Annotated in this window: 16 protein-coding genes; 8 read left to right on the plus strand and 8 right to left on the minus strand. The window is 75.2% G+C overall.

Features of this window, described 5'->3' with window-relative positions; all coding sequences use genetic code 11:
- Window positions 1-8: 8 nt before the first annotated feature.
- On the minus strand, window positions 9-959 hold the full coding sequence (locus ACIQJT_RS17170; RefSeq protein WP_365453251.1) for a LysR family transcriptional regulator: 951 nt from the start codon (window positions 957-959) through the stop codon (window positions 9-11).
- 148 nt (window positions 960-1,107) lie between these two features.
- On the opposite strand from ACIQJT_RS17170, the gene snpA reads away from it, so the two are divergent.
- Window positions 1,108-1,770: a snapalysin gene (gene snpA / locus ACIQJT_RS17175; protein ID WP_053850067.1), complete on the plus strand. Its 663-nt coding sequence runs from the start codon at window positions 1,108-1,110 to the stop codon at window positions 1,768-1,770.
- Between the two features lie 67 nt (window positions 1,771-1,837).
- On the opposite strand, the gene ACIQJT_RS17180 is transcribed toward snpA, so the two are convergent.
- From ACIQJT_RS17180 to ACIQJT_RS17190, 3 genes are read right to left on the minus strand one after another with little or no spacing between them, the layout of a single operon-like run.
- Window positions 1,838-3,763, minus strand: coding sequence for an FUSC family protein (locus ACIQJT_RS17180; RefSeq protein WP_402644211.1), 1,926 nt, complete (start codon window positions 3,761-3,763; stop codon window positions 1,838-1,840).
- 22 nt (window positions 3,764-3,785) lie between these two features.
- Window positions 3,786-4,733 (minus strand): endonuclease/exonuclease/phosphatase family protein, encoded by a 948-nt coding sequence (locus tag ACIQJT_RS17185; protein WP_365453258.1) that lies wholly within the window; start codon window positions 4,731-4,733, stop codon window positions 3,786-3,788.
- Between the two features lie 10 nt (window positions 4,734-4,743).
- Entirely contained in the window at window positions 4,744-5,490 is a 747-nt protein-coding gene (locus ACIQJT_RS17190; RefSeq protein ID WP_402644214.1) for an alpha/beta fold hydrolase, read from the minus strand.
- An 87-nt stretch (window positions 5,491-5,577) separates the two neighbouring features.
- Here ACIQJT_RS17190 and ACIQJT_RS17195 point away from each other — a divergent pair, with 87 nt between their 5' ends.
- Window positions 5,578-6,906 (plus strand): PLP-dependent aminotransferase family protein, encoded by a 1,329-nt coding sequence (locus ACIQJT_RS17195; RefSeq protein WP_402644216.1) that lies wholly within the window; start codon window positions 5,578-5,580, stop codon window positions 6,904-6,906.
- Here the strand turns inward: ACIQJT_RS17195 and ACIQJT_RS17200 are convergent.
- Together ACIQJT_RS17200 and ACIQJT_RS17205 are read right to left on the minus strand one after the other, a co-directional pair.
- Window positions 6,815-7,645, minus strand: a complete 831-nt coding sequence (locus ACIQJT_RS17200) for a hypothetical protein (protein ID WP_365453267.1) — start codon at window positions 7,643-7,645, stop codon at window positions 6,815-6,817. The genes ACIQJT_RS17195 and ACIQJT_RS17200 overlap by 92 nt on opposite strands.
- Window positions 7,646-7,774: 129 nt before the next feature.
- Window positions 7,775-8,203: a hypothetical protein gene (locus ACIQJT_RS17205; protein WP_402644218.1), complete on the minus strand. Its 429-nt coding sequence runs from the start codon at window positions 8,201-8,203 to the stop codon at window positions 7,775-7,777.
- A gap of 113 nt (window positions 8,204-8,316) precedes the next feature.
- On the opposite strand from ACIQJT_RS17205, the gene ACIQJT_RS17210 reads away from it, so the two are divergent.
- Both ACIQJT_RS17210 and ACIQJT_RS17215 read left to right on the plus strand, forming a co-directional pair.
- A complete protein-coding gene (locus ACIQJT_RS17210) occupies window positions 8,317-9,462 on the plus strand; it encodes a PP2C family protein-serine/threonine phosphatase (RefSeq protein ID WP_365453273.1) in 1,146 nt (381 codons plus the stop codon).
- 70 nt (window positions 9,463-9,532) lie between these two features.
- Complete coding sequence (locus ACIQJT_RS17215; RefSeq protein ID WP_402644221.1) at window positions 9,533-10,816, plus strand: hypothetical protein; 1,284 nt, start codon at window positions 9,533-9,535, stop codon at window positions 10,814-10,816.
- Here ACIQJT_RS17215 and ACIQJT_RS17220 read toward each other — a convergent pair.
- Window positions 10,813-12,048, minus strand: a complete 1,236-nt coding sequence (locus ACIQJT_RS17220; RefSeq protein WP_365453279.1) for an amidohydrolase — start codon at window positions 12,046-12,048, stop codon at window positions 10,813-10,815. The genes ACIQJT_RS17215 and ACIQJT_RS17220 overlap by 4 nt on opposite strands.
- Window positions 12,049-12,176: 128 nt before the next feature.
- Here ACIQJT_RS17220 and ACIQJT_RS17225 point away from each other — a divergent pair, with 128 nt between their 5' ends.
- Window positions 12,177-12,728, plus strand: a complete 552-nt coding sequence (locus tag ACIQJT_RS17225) for a tellurite resistance TerB family protein (RefSeq protein WP_402644223.1) — start codon at window positions 12,177-12,179, stop codon at window positions 12,726-12,728.
- Between the two features lie 26 nt (window positions 12,729-12,754).
- Here ACIQJT_RS17225 and ACIQJT_RS17230 read toward each other — a convergent pair whose 3' ends face one another.
- Window positions 12,755-12,925, minus strand: a complete 171-nt coding sequence (locus ACIQJT_RS17230) for a hypothetical protein (RefSeq protein ID WP_179200365.1) — start codon at window positions 12,923-12,925, stop codon at window positions 12,755-12,757.
- Window positions 12,926-13,048: 123 nt separating this feature from the next.
- On the opposite strand from ACIQJT_RS17230, the gene ACIQJT_RS17235 reads away from it, so the two are divergent.
- From ACIQJT_RS17235 to ACIQJT_RS17245, 3 genes are all read left to right on the plus strand, one after another.
- Complete coding sequence (locus ACIQJT_RS17235) at window positions 13,049-14,395, plus strand: tetratricopeptide repeat protein (protein ID WP_402644225.1); 1,347 nt, start codon at window positions 13,049-13,051, stop codon at window positions 14,393-14,395.
- A 71-nt stretch (window positions 14,396-14,466) separates the two neighbouring features.
- The gene (locus tag ACIQJT_RS17240; RefSeq protein ID WP_402644228.1) at window positions 14,467-14,775 is read left to right on the plus strand and encodes a hypothetical protein; all 309 of its coding nucleotides are present in this window, start codon (window positions 14,467-14,469) and stop codon (window positions 14,773-14,775) included.
- Between the two features lie 353 nt (window positions 14,776-15,128).
- On the plus strand, window positions 15,129-16,067 hold the full coding sequence (locus ACIQJT_RS17245; RefSeq protein ID WP_402644231.1) for a GAF and ANTAR domain-containing protein: 939 nt from the start codon (window positions 15,129-15,131) through the stop codon (window positions 16,065-16,067).
- Window positions 16,068-16,080 lie beyond the last annotated feature (13 nt).

Here is a 16,080-nt window from a genome sequence, read left to right on the forward strand (position 1 = left end):
GTCCCCGTTCAGGGAATGGCCGGAACCGCCGGTCGCCGCTCCCGGCGGCCGTCCTCTTCCAGCCATTCCCGGTACGCCGGCGCCTGCCGCGCGCTCTCCCAGTACGCCTCCTCCAGCGCGGGACGGACCCCGTCCAGGTCCGTCTCGGTGCGGGCCGCGAGCAGGAGCCGTACGCCCAGCGGGTCGCCGTGCAGCCGTCGTACCGCCATGTCGGGGCGGGGCACCCGGGTCGGCTGGCAGACGGTGACGACCTCGCCGGTGGCGACCAGGGCGTCGGCCGTGTGGTAATCCCCGTGCAGCACCACGGGGTTGACGCCGGCCGCGCGGAACATGCGCTGCACGGCGTCCCACTCGCCGTCGACCGTGGGGTCGATCATCCAGCGGTCTCCGGCCAGGTCGGACAGGGCCACCACCGGCTTCGCGGCCGCCGGATGGTCCGCGGGCAGCGACACGAACTGCGGCTCGCGTTCGACCAGGACCCGCAGGCACAGCTCGCGCGGGATGTGCAGCGGGCAGCCCTCCACCTCGTGCACGAACGCCACGTCGAGCTGGCCGTCGGCGACCATCCGCAGCAGGGCGTTGGGGGAGACGTTCATGTGGAGGGTGGGGTCCTGGCCGCGGGCGCGCAGTCGGCGCAGCCAGCCCGACAGGGCCCGGCTCGCGGTGGAGCCGACCCGGAGCTGCGGTCCGCCCGTCGCGGCCGCGCGGGCGTCGGCCACCAGGGAGCGCATCTCGGCCACCAGGGGGCGGGCCCGGCTGAGCACCAGCCGCCCCAGCGGGGTCGGGCGGCAGCCGGACCGCGCGCGCACGAACAGCGCACCGCCCAGCGCCTGTTCGATCCGGCGCAACTGGGTGCTCAGCGACGGCTGGGCGACGCCCAGCTGACGGGCGGCCCGGTGCAGGCTGCCGGTGTCGGCTATGGCCACCAGCGCGCGGAGGTGTCTCACCTCAAGGTCCATGCGATCGGAGGGTAAGGCGGGGGCAGGGGTTGCACCAGGGGTGCCGAACGCCCGTGATAGGGCCGCGCTATCACGTGTTGGCATCATCACAGCCACCGCACCGGCACCGACACTCACATCGACGACTCACCCCCACCAAGGAGTCTCGATGCGCAAGCACACCTCTGCCCTCACCGCGACAGCGGCCGCCCTCGGCCTGGCAACGGCCGCGCTGGCCACAGCGGTTCCCGCGACCGCCGCACCGGCCCCCGCGCCGAAGGCCGGCTACACCGCGGCCGCGACGACCGACACCAGCGAGGCCTTCTTCCAGGCCGTCCTGAGGTCCGTGGCCGAGAAGCGGGCCGCGAACCCGACCGCCGCCGCAGCCGTCACCGTCGTCTACGACGCCTCCCGGGCGCCCTCGTTCAGCGCCCAGATAAGCCGCAGCGCCCAGATATGGAACAGCTCGGTGACCAACGTCAGACTCCAGGCGGGCTCGGCGTCGAACGCCGACTTCTCCTACCGCGAGGGCAACGACTCGCGCGGTTCCTACGCGTCGACCGACGGTCACGGCAGCGGCTACATCTTCCTGGACTACCGGCAGAACCAGCAGTACGACTCGACCCGGGTCACCGCCCACGAGACCGGGCACGTGCTCGGCCTGCCGGACCACTACTCCGGTCCGTGCAGCGAGCTGATGTCGGGCGGCGGTCCCGGCCCGTCCTGCACCAACGCCGTCCCCAACTCCACCGAGCGCAGCCGGGTGAACCGGCTCTGGGCGAACGGCCTGGCCGCGGCGATGGACAAGGCCCTTCAGAAGTCAGCCCGTTAGCCGCCACCCCCCACCCCGGTGCGGGCCGCCCACCACGAGAGGGCGGCCCGCACCGGCACGCCGCCGGTCAGCGCGGTGAGGTGACGGCCCGGGCCGCCGCCACCTCCTGGCGCACCGGCTCCAGCACACTGCCCGCGGGCCCGGTGAGGTCGGTGCGGACCTCGTAGAGGGTCTCCGCCTCCCGCAGTCCCTGCGCCAACTCCCTGAGCTGGAGGGTCACCTGGGCCACCTCGGCGGGGGACGGGGGCTGCGCCCCGTGCCGCACCCGGACCCGTGCCGCCGTCGTCGCGTCCACGATGCGTTCCACCGCGACGACCAGCGGCCACCAGGCCGCGGCCCGGCGTCCGGTGGGCGGCGGTTCGGTCAGCGCGCGCTGGAACTCGGTACGGATGGCGGAGAGGTCGCGGTAGAGGCGGCGGCGCATGCGGGCGCGGGCCGACGGTTCGGTGCCGGCGAGGAAGGCCGACTCGACGTAGGCCGCCGTGTCGCCCACCGCGTCCGCCAGGCGGTCGCCCACCCGGGTGTGCCAGCTCTCCGGCCACAGCAGGTAGCCCGCGACCAGGGCGATCGCGCAGCCCATCAGGGAGTCCAGCAGCCGGGGCATCAGCAGGGCCGTGCCCTGGTGGTTGAGGACGTCCGACAGGAGCAGGATCACCGGGGTGATCGCGGCCGTCTGGTAGCCGTAGCCCCGCGGGGTGAGGGCCGGGATCAGCGGGGCCAGCAGCAGCATCGCCGGCACGTCCCACCACCCGCGCGGCACCTGTGAGAGCACCGCCGCCGCGACCACCAGTCCGGCCACCGTGCCCAGCGCCCGCAGCAGGGCCCGCGAGAACACCGAGCCGAAGTCCGGTTTCAGCACGAAGGTGATCGTCAGGGCCACCCAGTAGGAGCGCGGCACGGGGACGATCGAGACCAGCGCCTGGGCCAGCCCGATGCACAGGGCCAGCCGCAGGCCGTACCGCCACGACACCCCCGACAGGGCCACGTTGCGCGCCGCGCGGGCGGCCCGGACGCCGAGCGCGGCCGGCCGGCCCAGACGGTCGTCGATGCCGCTCGGGTCCACGTCCGGCGCGGCGACGACCTCGGCCGCGTGGCGCAGGGCGTGGTCGACGGCCCGGGCGGTCTCCGACACCGGGACCGGCAGACGCAGTCCGGTCGGTCCCGTGTACCCCGTCGCCACCGCCTGGGCGAGATGGCGGACCGCCTCCGGGATCTCCGGTGCCAGCGGCCGGCCGGACAGGTGGGCCGCGGGGGCCGCCTCCACCACCGGTGTGATCGCGTTCAACTGCGCCAGCAGCCGGGTCAGTTCGGGGCTGCGTCCGTGGTGGCGGGCGCGCCGGGCGAGAACGAGGTCGTAGGACTGGTTCAGGGACTGGGTGACGGCGTGCCGTGCCTCGTCGTACTCCGTGCGGCCGCAGGCGGCCATCAGGTCGGCCACCGCCCGGTAGGTGTCCGCGACCGCCGTCCGCTCCGGCACCCCGGACCTGAGCGGCCAGGCGAGCAGGGCCAGCAGCAGGACGAGCAGTCCGCCGCCGGTCATCAGCAGCGGGGCCGTCCACCAGTCGCCCGGCATCGGAAGCCCCGCGCCCACCACGGAGTTCAGCAGCAGGAGCAGTCCCGAGACGGAGGCGACCGCGCCGATCGTGGAGATCATCCCGGAGACCAGGGCGACCCCGGTGACCGCGAGGACCGCGGTCCAGCCGTGGCCGTACACCAGCGCTCCGAGGGTGACGCCGACGGCGCCGAACAGCTGGGGGACGGCGATGTTGAGGATGCGCATGCGGTACGCGTCCGCGGTGTCGCCGATGACTCCGGACAGGGCGCCCATGGAGGCGAGGGCGCCGTACAGGGGCCGGTCCACCGCGAGGCCGATCACCAGGGGGAGGGTCATCGCGATCGCCGCGCGGGCCACGGCGGGCCGATTGACGGGGGACGGTTGCGATCGGAGGTTCCGGACCAGCCAGTCGGGCGGGGTGAGGCCGATGCGGGACATGGGGCCATTATGAACATCCGGGTCAGCCGGGCCCGTGCAGCGCGATGTCCACCAGCAGGGCGCGGTGGTCGGTGTCCGCCAGGTCCAGGAAACGGGCCTCGCGCGCGGAGAAGTCCGCCGACACCAGCACGTGGTCGATCTGCGCGCCGATCGCCGGGGCGGTGCGGGCCGGCCAGGTCGGGGTGCGGTCCGATCCCGCGAGCCGGGCCGCGTCGCGCAGTCCGGTGTCGAGGATCGCGCGGAAGGCCGCGTGGTCCTGGGAGGCGTTGAAGTCGCCGGCCAGGACGGTGGGGGAGCCGGTGGCGGCGGCGTAGTCCCGCAGCTCCCCCAGCTCCCGCCGCCACACGTCGAGTTGGCCCGGCAGCGGGGGCATCGGATGCGCGAGCTGGAGCCGTACGGCGTGACCGCGCACGTCGGCGACCGCCCCGGGCATGCCCATGGTGCTGTCCCGGATCCCGGCGGCGGGCTCCAGGGGGAAGCGGCTGAGGACGACGGACCCCGTCGAGCCGGCGCCCTCCACGGACCGCCGGTACGGATGGCTGACGGCAAGGGACCGCCGCAGGGCGGCCGAGCAGCCGTGGTCGCACTCCTCGACGAACACGATGTCCGGCCTCTCCTCGCGGACGGCGGTGACGAGGGCGCCGGTGGCCCGCCCGAACTCGACGTTCGAGGTCATGACGCGGAAGGAGGCGAGCACCCGCCCGTCCGGCTCGCCGCCCTGCCCGTACGGGGCGATGAACCACGCCAGCAGCCCGAGGACGACGGCCGCCCAGATCGTCCCGGGCCACCAGCGGGCGAGCAGGGCGAGGGCCAGGCCCGCCCCGGCGGGCGCGAGCAGCCAGGGCAGGAAGGCGAGGAGCTGCGGGACGGGCGTGACGCCGTCCGTGTCGGCGAGCCGGCATCCGAGGACGACGCTCACGGTGGCGAAGAGCAGGGCGGCGGTCCAGGTACCGAGCCTTCGGCGGGTCACCGTCCCGAGCCTACGAGCGGGCGTCGGCCTTCGCCAGGAACTCCCCGAGCACGGCGTTGAACTCCGCCGCACGTTCCAGGTTCGGCAGGTGCGCCGCGCCCTCGAAGACGTGCAGCCGCGACTGGGGGAGCGCCGCGTGCATGGCCTCGGCGTCGGCGACCGGCGTGTAGGTGTCGTCGGCGCCCACCAGCACCAGCACCGGGACCGCGACCCGGGTCAGCAGCTCGCGGTAGTCGGGGCGGGCGGCACGGGCGCGCAGGGCCGCCGCCGCGGACGCCGGGCGGGTGGCCGTCATCATGCCGTGGACGTGCGCCTTGATCTCGGGGGCGGCGGACGGCGCGACCATCTTCTCCAGCACCTCGTCGGCGTAGCCGCGCATGCCCTCGCGCTCCAGCCGGTCCGCCGTGGCGTGCCGGGCCCGCACGCCCTCGGGGGTCTCCGCCGCCGGGAAGGTGTCGGCGAGGACCAGGGCCCGGATCCGCTCGGGGAAGAGCCGGTAGCAGTCCATGACGACCTGGCCGCCCATGGACAGGCCCGCCAGCACGCACTCCGGTACGCCGTGTTCGTCCAGCAGCGCCTCGATGTCCCGTGCGAAGCGCTCGAAGCGGTCGACCTCGGCGGGCGGCCGGGCCGGGCCGTAGCCGCGCAGGTCCGGGGCGAGGACGCGGCGGGAGGCGGAGAACGCCTCGATCTGCGGGCGCCACATCGTGTGGTCGAAGGGGTGGCCGTGCACCAGGACCAGGGGGATCGCCGTCATGCCGCCGACCCTAGGTCGGCCCGCTTGCTCGGTGCAATAAAATCTTTGCCCTCAGTGCAATCAAGCTCGGTGCAGACAGGGGGCCCCGTGCACGACTACCGGCGCATCGCCGACCGCATCGCCGCCGACATCACCACCGGACGGCTCCGGCCGGGCGAACGCCTTCCCCCGCAGCGGAAGTTCGCACGCCGGCACGGGATCGCCGCGTCCACGGCGGAGCGGGCGTACGGCGAACTCGTACGGCGGGGCCTGGTCGTCGGCGAGGTCGGGCGCGGCACCTTCGTGAAGGCCACCGCACCCGGGCGGCCCGGCAAGGGGCTCATCGAGGACGCCGGGACCCCCGTCAACCTGGAGCTCAACTACCCCTGCGCCGAAGGCCAGTCCGAGCTGCTCGCCGACACCCTCGCGCCCCTGCTGCGCCCCGACGTGCTGACCGAGGCCCTGCGCCCGGCCGCCGCCACCGGGACCCCGGCCGCCCGCGACGCCGTCGCCGCCCTCCTCACCACCCCCGGCTGGCGCCCCGACCCGTCCCGGATCCTGTTCACGGGCAACGCCCGCCAGTCCGTCGCCGCCGCCCTCGCCTCCCTGGTGCGGCCGGGCGGCCGGGTCGGCGTGGAGGAACTGACGTATCCCGTCGTCAAGGAGATCGCGGCCCGGCTCGGCATCACCCCGGTGCCGCTGGCCACCGACGAGGACGGTCTGCGCCCCGAGTCGGTGGCCGCCGCCCACCGCGCCGCCCCGCTGTCGGCCCTCTACGTGCAGCCGACCCTGCACAATCCGACGTCCGTCACCATGAGCCCGGGACGCAGGCGGCGACTCGCGGACACCGTGACCGACCTGGGCGTCCCCGTCGTGGAGGACCGCATCTGGTCGTTCCTGGCGGAGGCGGACGACCCCTTCGCCGCGCACGCCCCCGCCCTCACCCACGTCGTCGACGGCCTGTCCAAGAGGGTCGCGCCCGGACTCACCGTCGGCTTCCTCGTCGTACCGGAAGGGCGGGCCGACGCGGTGGCCGACGCCGTGCGCTCCGGGGGGTGGAGTGCCGGGCGGTTCGCGCTGGAGGCGGCCGCGCGGTGGACGGTGGACGGGACCGTGGCACGACTGGTCCAGGCGAAGCGGGCCGACGCGGCGCACCGGCAGCGGGTGCTCGCCCGGTGCCTGGACGGGTTCGCCGTCCGGTCCGATCCGCGCGCCTACTACGCCTGGTGGGACCTCCCGGCCCCCTGGCGGGCGGACACCTTCACGGCCGCCGCCGCGGCGCTCGGCATCGCCCTGACGCCCGGGCCCGCCTTCGCCGTCGACCCCAACCGCACCCCGGACGCGGTCAGGCTCGGGCTCGCCTCGGCCGCTGTGCCGGATCTGGAACGGGCCCTGCGGACGCTCGCCGGGCTCGCAGCGAGCCGTACCGGCCGGTGATCCAGCAGGCCGCGGCGACCGCGAGGCCGACCGCCACCAGCAGCCAGGAGACCGTGCGCAGCGTGCCGGTCAGGGCGTCGTAGACGGCACCGGCGGCCGGGCGGCGCACCGGGTCGGCCAGGTCGGTCAGGGTCATACGGCGGCCGACGGCGACGGCGAGGCCGAGGAGCGCGCCGCCGAGCGCGGTGCCGAGCGCGGTCGCGGTGAGCGCGCGGCGGCGGCAGGCGGCGACGGCGATACCGGCGACGGCGAGGGCGGCGGCCGTGACGGGCAGCCAGAAACCGGCGACTTCGAGCACGTCGTAGCCCTTCCGGAGACGGTCGAGGGCGGGCGCCGGGAGCACGGCGACCTCGGTGCGGGGCAGGGTGACCCGGTGCTCCACCCGGGCGGCGATCGGGGCGATGTCGACGGTCACCTCGTGGTGGCCGCCCTCCCGGACGGCCCGCAGCACCGCCCGGTGGACGGCCCGGTTGCCCGCGTCCCACGCGGTGCCGAAGGCCGGGGTCCGGGTCAGCGAGCGCACGAAGGGCCGTACCGGTTCGCCGACCTCGCCCGCGACCGCGTCCGCGACGCTGTCCCGCACGGCCGGGTCGGCGGCGAGCGGTGCCATCGCCGTGACGTACCGGCCCGTGTCGGCGAGGCCGTACGCCGCCCAGGCGGCCAGCGCGCCGAAGGGCACGAGGAGACAGGCCAGGGCGATCAGGGCGGCCGACAGGGCGTCGCGGACACGGCAGGTCACCCCTCCAGGCAAGACCGCCGGCGGTGGCCGCGCGAGCCGTGGAGCCGTGTACTGCGCCCCTGCGGTGCCGGGTTCACCCGAACGGGTGCGGACCCCGTCGTGTCCCGGCCCGGGGTCCGCGCACCTTTGCTACCTGATCCGGTTGCCCTCGCCGTCCTCGTGCGTGTAGTAGCGGTAGAAGAACACCACGAAGATCCCGGCGGCGACCGCCAGCCCCAGGGCCGTCGAGCGCAGCACGCTCTCGCCCGTCTGGCTGTACAGGAACCCGACGGCCGCCCCGGCGAAGCCGGACTTCACGGCCGAGTGCAGTTCCCGCTTCAGCAGCGGCGCGAACGTCGCCACGGCGATGCACAGCACGATGAACGCCAGGGCCGTGACACAGCCGAACAGCACGTTCCAGCCGGTGATCGGGCCGCCGTCCCGGCGGTTCGCGGCCGCCCAGTAGCCGTAGACCAGACCGAGCACCACCGGGATGCCGTACCTGGCGGCCGTGTGCACCTTGGCGCTGAACACATCGGGTGTCCGGGCGAACCCGCCCGCGGGTGCCGCGTGAGCCATGAGAGCACTCCTCTCGTTCCACCCCGATCCGCCCCCGACTACCAGAGCACACCTGCGCGGGGGCGGGGGCAAGTCGGATGGCGGCGGAGGATGCCGCGTGTTTCGCTGGCCCCATGAGCGGTGTCGGCCGGGGACAGGTGCTCCGCGTGCGCGGCCGCAGTGTCGCCTGGGTGCCGCCGCTCCTGCTGCTGGTCGCGATCACCGTGATCGACCTCAACACGGGCGCCCAGTTCCGGATGATCTCCTGGGTCGTCCTGGTGCCCGGTATCGCGGCCGCGATCTGCGGCGTCCTCGGCACGGCCGTCTTCGCCGTGCTCGCCCTGGTCACCTATGTCGTCGCCGACGGGGCCTGGCCGCACCAGTACCGGTCGGGCCTGCCCGACTTCATCCTGGTCGCGGTCGGCGGCGTCCTCGCCCTGCTGGCCTGCGTGGTACGCCTGCGCGGCGAGCGCAGCATGCTGCACATGCGGGACGTCGCCGCCACCACCCGCCGTACCGTGCTGCGCCCGCTCCCGGCGGTGTGGGGCGGCCTGGAGCACGCGGAGGTGTATCTCGCGGCGGACAGCGAGGCCCGCGTCGGCGGCGACTTCTACGACATCCAGCCCGGCCCGCACGGCACCCGCGTGCTCGTCGGGGACGTCCAGGGCAAGGGGCTCGGCGCGGTCGAGGCGGCGGCCGCGCTGCTCGGCACGTTCCGTGAGGCGGCCTACCACGAACCGGACCTGGCGACGGTCGCCGAGCGGCTGGAGATCCGGGTGCTCCGGCACGGCGTGCACGTCACCGCGCTCGGCCGCGACGACGGCGACCGTTTCGCCACCGCCGTCCTGCTCGGCTTCCCCGAGGCCGACACCGGTCTGGTGGAGGCCGTGGTCTTCGGCCACGAACCGCCGCTCGTGGTCGGCCCGTCGGGGGTGCGGCCGCTGCTCGCCGCCGACGGACTCCCGCTGGGCCTGGCCACCCTGACCGCCGACGGCCCGCCGCCCGTCCACCGGGTCCCCCTCGATGCCGGCGAGACCGTCCTCCTGACCAGCGACGGTGTCACCGAGGCCCGCGACGGCACCGGGGAGTTCTACCCCCTCGCCGACGAGGTGGCCCGCGCCCTCGCCGCCGACCCGCGCACCGCCGAACCCCGCCGCCTGGTGGCCCTCGTCCGCGACGGCACCCTCGGGCACTGCGGCGGGCGGCTCCTCGACGACACCACGGTCTTCGCGGTGCGCAGGGCCGACGAGGGGGCAGGAAAGGGACGTTTGCCGTCCTGAGAACTCCCCTTCGCAGCCGCAGCGGTTACCGTGCTGCCGTACGTGATCGACGGGGGATGGGGAGGGACCGATGCCCGGAACCGTGCTGCTGCTCGCCGCCTCACCTGTGGGCAGGGGCCGCCTGGTGGACGCGGCGTCCGTGCTGCCCGTCCTCGCGGCCGTGCCGCCGGCCGTGCTCTCCGGCACCGACACCGCCACCGTCGTCGAACTCGCCGACCCGCTGGAGCCCCAGGCCGTCCTCACCCGGCTGCGGGCCGTCGCGGCCACCCCGGGCCCGCTCACCGTGTTCGTCACCGGTCAGCTCGCCCTGGACCGCCGACAGCACCTGCCCCATCTGGCGCTGGCCCGCACCACCGCGGCCACCGTGCGCTACACCGCGCTGCCCTGGCAGTGGATCCGTGAGGAGTTCCGGCTGCGGTCGCCGGGCTCGACCACCCTCTTCCTCGACCTGCACGCCGACGCCGACAGCTGGGGGTGGCTGCGGACGCACGCGCTCGACTCCGGCCGCAACAACACGGTGTTCGGGCGGATCGCGCCTCCGCCCTCCCGTCGTACCGTGGCGGCGCCGGCGTACATGAAGACGATCGCGACGATCCTGCGCAGCGGGTGGCGTCCGCCGGTCGAGCAGCTGCACCAGCAGGCGTTCACCAGGCTGGGCCCCGAGGCGTACGGCGACCTGGTGCTGACCGTGTCCGGGGTGCCGGGTGCCCGGGTGCCGGGCGGGCCGGTGGGCGTGGGCCGGTCCCCGCAGGCGGCCGCCGTTCCGCCCCACCGCCCCGAGGCGTACGGGGGTGTGGCGCCTTCCGTGCCGCCGGTTCCGGTGTTCGCGCCCCGGGTGCCGGGTGCCCAGGTGCCGGGCGGGCCGGTGGGTGCGGGGCCCGTGGGAGCCGACCGGTCCCCGCAGGCGGTGACCGCCCCTCCCCGGCCGCAGGACCCCCACGTCCAGGTGACCGCCGCCGTCCAGGCCGGTCGCCACCAGGAGGCCGACGCCCTCGCCGCGGCGCACGAGCAGGCCGCCGCCCGGGCCCACGGTCCGGCCTCCGAGCAGGCGCTGCACTGGTCCGAAGTCCGGGCGGACCTCGCGATGTTCGCCAGGGACCCGGCGCGCAGCTGCCGGATCTGGCTGACGGTGGCCGAGACCCGGTTGACCGCCGGGCAGGCCCCGGACTCGCCGGGTGTGGAGCGGGCCGTCGACCGGGCCCACCACCAGTGGGGCCAGGTTCGCGACAAGTCCCGGGCCCAGGAACTCGGCACGCTGCTCGCCCAGTTGCGCACCCGCGTCCCGGGCCGCCGCCCCGGCGCCCTGGAGAACGTGCGCAAGCAGTTGCGGGAGTTGCAGGCCACCCCGTTCTAGCCGAGCATCGCGAGCGCCCCCGACACGAGCGTCCGCACCCCCGGCGCCACCGTCGACAGGTCCGGGGCGAAGTGCGGGCTGTGGTTGCTGGGGACGGCGTCGGACTTCTCCAGCAGGTCCGCGCCCGGCGCCGCGTCCCAGGTCGCGGCCGGGGTGCAGGTCACGAACCAGTAGGAGTAGGGGAGTTCGCCGAGCGCGAGCTTCGAGAAGTCCTCGCTGCCCATCGCCGGGCCGGAGTCGAAGACGGTGTCGGTGCCGAAGACCTCGCGGTGCACGGCGGCGATCCGGTGGTCGGTCTCCGGGTCGTTGACCGTGAGCGGGAACGAACCGCCGACGGTCACCTCCGGTTCGCGCGGGCAGCCGGCGGCACGGCACTCGCCCTCGGCGATCCGGCGGATCGCGGCCACCATCCGCTCCCGGACCGCCTCCGACTGGGTGCGCAGGTTGAGGGAGATGCGGGCGGTGGCGGGGATGATGTTGGGGGCGGTGCCGGCCTCGATCCGGCCCACGGTCAGTACGGCCGGCTCGCGCGGCCTGATCTCCCGGCTGACGACCGTCTGGAGCCGGGTGACGACGTAGGCGGCCGTGACGACGGGGTCGACGGTCGTCTCGGGCCGGGAGCCGTGCCCGCCCCGGCCGTGCACCACGATCTCGACGTCCGTCGTCGCCGACATGATCAGCCCCGGCACGTGCGCGTACAGGCCCGCCGGGCCCGGTACCGCGTGCTGGCCCAGCAGCACGTCGGGGCGCGGGACCCGGTCGTAGAGGCCGTCGGCGACCATCGCGGCCGCTCCCCCGCCGGCCTCCTCGGCGGGCTGGCCCACCAGGACCAGCGTCCCGGACCAGGCGTCCCGGCCGTCCGCGAGCGCCCTCGCCGCCCCCGCCAGCCAGGTCACGTGCAGGTCGTGCCCGCAGGCGTGCATCACCCCGGGCGTCCGCGAGGCGTACGGCAGTCCGGTGCGCTCCTCGACCGGCAGCGCGTCCATGTCGGCGCGCAGCAGGACGGTCGGGCCGTCGCCGTTGCGCAGGACGCCCGCGACACCGGTGCCGGCGATGCCCTCGGCGGTCTCGAAACCGGCCGCCGTCAGCCGCTCGGCGAGCCGGGCCGCCGTGCGGTGCTCCTCGAACGACAGCTCGGGGTGGCGGTGCAGGTCCCGGTAGAAGTCCTCCAGCTCCGGGACCGGGAGACCGGCGGTGAGGTCCAGCGCGGCACGGGCGGCGGCAGAGGTCATGCGGGCAGCGTAGGCGCCGGGGGCGCGGGGCGCAGGAGGGCGCGGGCCGGCGTCACTTGGTGGAACCTTTACCCGGGTCCGTCCGTTGACCGGGTGAGATCACTCAGACGAGTACCGAGGTGACGTCAATGGCACTGTTCGACCGGCTCAAGGACCAGGCCAGGAACCTGCAGCAGCAGGCGCAGGGCGGGCGCGGCACGACGACCGCCGGGCACGGACAGGGGAGCGCCCGCGGCGGTTCGCGCGCCCAGCTCGTCGGCGTCCTGAAGACCCAGCTCGGCTCGCTGAAGGCCGAGCTGAAGAGCGGCGCGTACCGGGACGCCAGCATGGCGATGTGCGCCCTGGTCGCGGCCGCGGACGGCCAGGTGGACGCGGCCGAGATCCAGCAGATGGAGTCGCTGATCCTGGGCAACGACGTGTTGCAGAACTTCCCGCCGGAGCAGTTGCGCCAGCGCTTCCACAAGCACGTGGACCAACTGACCCGCAACTTCCCGCAGGGCAAGGCCGAGGCGCTCCAGGAGATCGCCAAGGCGGCCAAGAAGCCCACCGAGGCGCGCGCGGTGATCCAGACGGGCATCGTCATCGCCGGCGCCGACGGCCACTTCTCCCAGGCGGAGCAGGCGGTCCTCCGGGAGGCGTGCACGGCCCTCGGCGTCCCGCCGGCGGAGTTCCAGCTCTGAGGAGCCGCTCCGGACGCCGCCCGAGGTCAGCGGTCCCCGGCCACCCGCTGCGGCTGGGCGGCCCGCTCCTCGGCCGGGTGCGGTCCCGTCGCCTTCGCGGGGCCCGCGTTGGCCGCCAGGACCAGTGTGGCCACGGCCACGACGGCGGCGGCGAGACTCCTCGTGTAGCGCGCGGTGGTGCTGGTGCGTTCGAGCACGGCGACCTCGCAGCGGTGGCGGTGGATACCCAGGGCGGTGACGGTGTATTAAGCAGGGTTAATACGCCGTTTAACCTAGGGGCTTCGGTTGCCGAACGGCAAGAGGGGCTTGGGGAGTTGGCCATGTCTGAGCGGGACGACCCGGGCGTCATCGGGCGACGGGTGCAGCGGTTGCGGGTCGAACGCGGACTCACCCAGAGACAGTTGGCCGAACCGGCCTACACACCGGCCTACATCTCCACCCTGGAGTCCGGGCGGGTCCGGCCCTCCGACGACGCGCTCCGGCACCTCGCCGACCGCCTCGGCGTCGGCTTCGAGGAACTGGCCACCGGCCGTCCCGCCCGCCTCGTCACCGACCTGCGGCTCCGCCTCACCGAGGCCCAGCGCACCCTCGCCACCGGGGAGGCCGAGGAGTCCGCCGGCCGGTACGCCGCGCTGCTCGCCGAGGCCGAGGCGCTCGACCTCCCCGAGGTGCGGGCCGCCGCCCTGCTCGGGCTCGGGGAGTGCGCGGTGGAGACCGGCGAGCTCGGTGCCGCCCGCCAGTACTTCGAACAGGCCGAGAAGGCCCTCGGCGACGACGTGCCGCTGCCCGCCCGGGTGCCCGCCCTGCGCGGACGCGCCCTCGCCCATTACCTCACCGGTGAACTCCGCTACTCCGTCTACCTGCTGGAGTCCACCATCGACGAGCTCAACCGGGGCGGACTGCACGACCCGGACGCCCTGCTCCTCCTCTACGCGAGCGTCATCGGCCCCTACATGGACATGGGCGCCCACGCCCGCGCCGCCCAGGCCGCCGAACTGGCCCTCGCCCTCGCCCCGAGCTCCGGCGACCCCGCCCTCGTCGCGCGGATGCACCGGTCCGTCGCCCGCACCCTGCTCGCCGAGGGCCGCCTCGCCGAGGCCGACGCCTCCCTCGCCAAGGCCGCCGAGCTGTACCGGCAGCTCCAGCTGCGCACCGAACTCGCCAACTGCCACTGGATGCGCGGCTACGTCTACGCCCAGAACGCCGAACTGGAGCGCGCCGAGACCGAGTTGCGCCAGGCCCTCGCCATGCTCTCCGCCAAGCGGGCCGCCCTCTACTCCAGCCAGGCCGCCGTCGAACTCGCCGACGTGCTGCACCGGCGCGGCAAGTCCGACGAGGCCGCCGCCCTGCTCCACGAGGTGCTCAGCGACCTCAGCTCCGAGCGCGGCGCACTGCACTCCGCCGCCGCCCACCGGCTCCTCGGGATCATCGCCGAGGACGCCCGGGACACCGAGGCCGCCGAGGAGCACTACGTCCGCGCCCTGAGCCTCCTGGAGCGGGCCGGCGCAGCCGGTGACCTGGCCGACCTGTGCCGGCTGCTGGGTGATCTGCTGCGCCGTACGGGACGCGTGGAAGCGGCACTGGACGCGTACCGGACCGGCCTCGGACACCGTACGGCCCCCGGCACCACCACCCTCGGTCCCGCCCCCGCACAGCCGCCTCTGTGACCATTCCCGGCTTGTGCGCAGGTCCGTCCGGTCAGCCTGCCCGGGACGGACGAGCGGGCGGGGCACAGCAGGTGGAGAACCAGACGACGGTGACCGGACGGACCGGGGCCGGACGGGTGGCCGAGGGGCTGCGGCTCGTCGCGCTCGGCGTGCGCGTACTGGTCCACGTCACGCTCGGCGGCGCCGCGCTGCTCGCCGCCGCCACCGTCGCCTCGGTCCTCGCCGGCCGATCCGTACGAGAAGCGCTGAACCCGCTGCCGGAGCGGCCGCCGTCCTCTTGGGGGACGGCGACCGCCCCGGTGGGGACCCGCGCCGTCGCGGGGTCCTCCCGGAGGTCCCCGGCCCGCCCGGGACGGCGGGAGGCGCCCCGGTCGGCGTAGCGGGACGGGGACGAGGAGCACGGCACGGCCCGGGGCGGGCCGGCGGAGTAGGGGAGGAGCGGGGCGCGGGGCGGTTCCCCGGCACGCTTGGACGCGGTGCGGCCGCTCCCTGACCGTCATCGAAGACCGTAATGAATCGCCGTGCGGTCTGTGAAGGGCACGCGGGACGACATGGGCTGCCGTGCGGCCGGGGCCCGCCGCCTCGCCGGTCCCGGGCGTTTCGCCCCGTGGCCCAGGGGTAGCCGGGCGGTGCCCCTGGGCGGGAGGAACACGGGCGGCGCCCCCCGCTCGCGGTGACTCTGCCCGGGGGCCGACGACGGACAGTCCCGCGCTGACCGAAGGAGGCGGTGACCGTGCGGCCCAGGGACGCCCACGGCGACGCCCACGAGGACGAGCCCGGGCCGTTCCCCGGGTCGGCGGGCGAGGCGGGCACCTTCGCCACCCCGGCCGACGGCACCGGCCCGCTCGCGCCGCCGGGACACGGACCGCGCCGACCGGAGCACCGGCGCCGGGCGGGCCGGGATCGGGGCCGGGGCGAGGGGGCTGAGCTTGAGGCCGGCCACGACTTCGCAGCCGGGCCGGGGCGGGACCGGGGGCGGATCGCCGACGTGATCGCGGCCGGGGTGCGGGGCGCCGAGCCCGCCGAGATCCCGGGCCGGCTGTGCACGGCCGCCGTCGAACTGCTGCCGGTGGCCGGGGCGAGCGTGTCGCTGCGCAGCAACGGCGTGCCGGTCCAGCTCGGCTCCAGCGGCGACCGCGCCGCCCGGCTGTCGGATCTCCAGGCCACGTTGGGGGACGGGCCCTGTACGGCCGCCGCGGCGGCCGGCGCGGCCGTGTTCGCCACCGATCTGACCTGCGACCCGGACCTGGTCCGCTGGCCGGTCTTCGCCCAGCAGGCCACCGCCGCCGGGATACGGGCGGTGTACTCGATGCCGCTCGGCAACGACACCCTGTGCGTGGGCACCCTCGACCTCTACCGCGAGGCCCCCGGGGAACTCACCCGGCGCGAGCTGCGCGTCGCCGAACTGGTGGCCCGAGTCATGACGGTGGCCCTGATGGCCCTGCCCCGGGGGGAGGAGAACGGCCCCGGGGGCGACGCCCCCTGGCTGAGCGGCCTGGCCACCGCGCACGACGAGGTCTACCAGGCCGTCGGCATGATCATGGTGCAGCTCGGTGTCGGCTCGGACGAGGCGCTGGCCCGGCTGCGCGCGCACGCCTTCGCCGAGGGCCGCAGCGCGCTCGAGGTGGCGCACGACGTGGTCCGCCACCGCAAGCGGTTCGACCCGGACTGACAAGCCCCCCGAC

The organism is Streptomyces sp. NPDC091972, from assembly GCF_044756385.1.
Classification (GTDB): Bacteria; Actinomycetota; Actinomycetes; order Streptomycetales; family Streptomycetaceae; genus Streptomyces.

Bases quoted from the DNA above. Each gene is read 5' to 3' on its own strand.
- ACIQJT_RS17180 (WP_402644211.1), bottom strand. From the start codon at position 3,763: ATGTCCCGCATCGGCCTCACCCCGCCCGACTGGCTGGTCCGGAACCTC.
- ACIQJT_RS17210 (WP_365453273.1), top strand. From the start codon at position 8,317: ATGAGCGGTGTCGGCCGGGGACAGGTGCTCCGCGTGCGCGGCCGCAGT.
- ACIQJT_RS17220 (WP_365453279.1), bottom strand. From the start codon at position 12,048: ATGACCTCTGCCGCCGCCCGTGCCGCGCTGGACCTCACCGCCGGTCTC.
- ACIQJT_RS17225 (WP_402644223.1), top strand. From the start codon at position 12,177: ATGGCACTGTTCGACCGGCTCAAGGACCAGGCCAGGAACCTGCAGCAG.
- ACIQJT_RS17235 (WP_402644225.1), top strand. From the start codon at position 13,049: ATGTCTGAGCGGGACGACCCGGGCGTCATCGGGCGACGGGTGCAGCGG.
- ACIQJT_RS17170 (WP_365453251.1), bottom strand. From the start codon at position 959: ATGGACCTTGAGGTGAGACACCTCCGCGCGCTGGTGGCCATAGCCGAC.
- ACIQJT_RS17215 (WP_402644221.1), top strand. From the start codon at position 9,533: ATGCCCGGAACCGTGCTGCTGCTCGCCGCCTCACCTGTGGGCAGGGGC.
- ACIQJT_RS17205 (WP_402644218.1), bottom strand. From the start codon at position 8,203: ATGGCTCACGCGGCACCCGCGGGCGGGTTCGCCCGGACACCCGATGTG.
- ACIQJT_RS17190 (WP_402644214.1), bottom strand. From the start codon at position 5,490: ATGACGGCGATCCCCCTGGTCCTGGTGCACGGCCACCCCTTCGACCAC.
- snpA (WP_053850067.1), top strand. From the start codon at position 1,108: ATGCGCAAGCACACCTCTGCCCTCACCGCGACAGCGGCCGCCCTCGGC.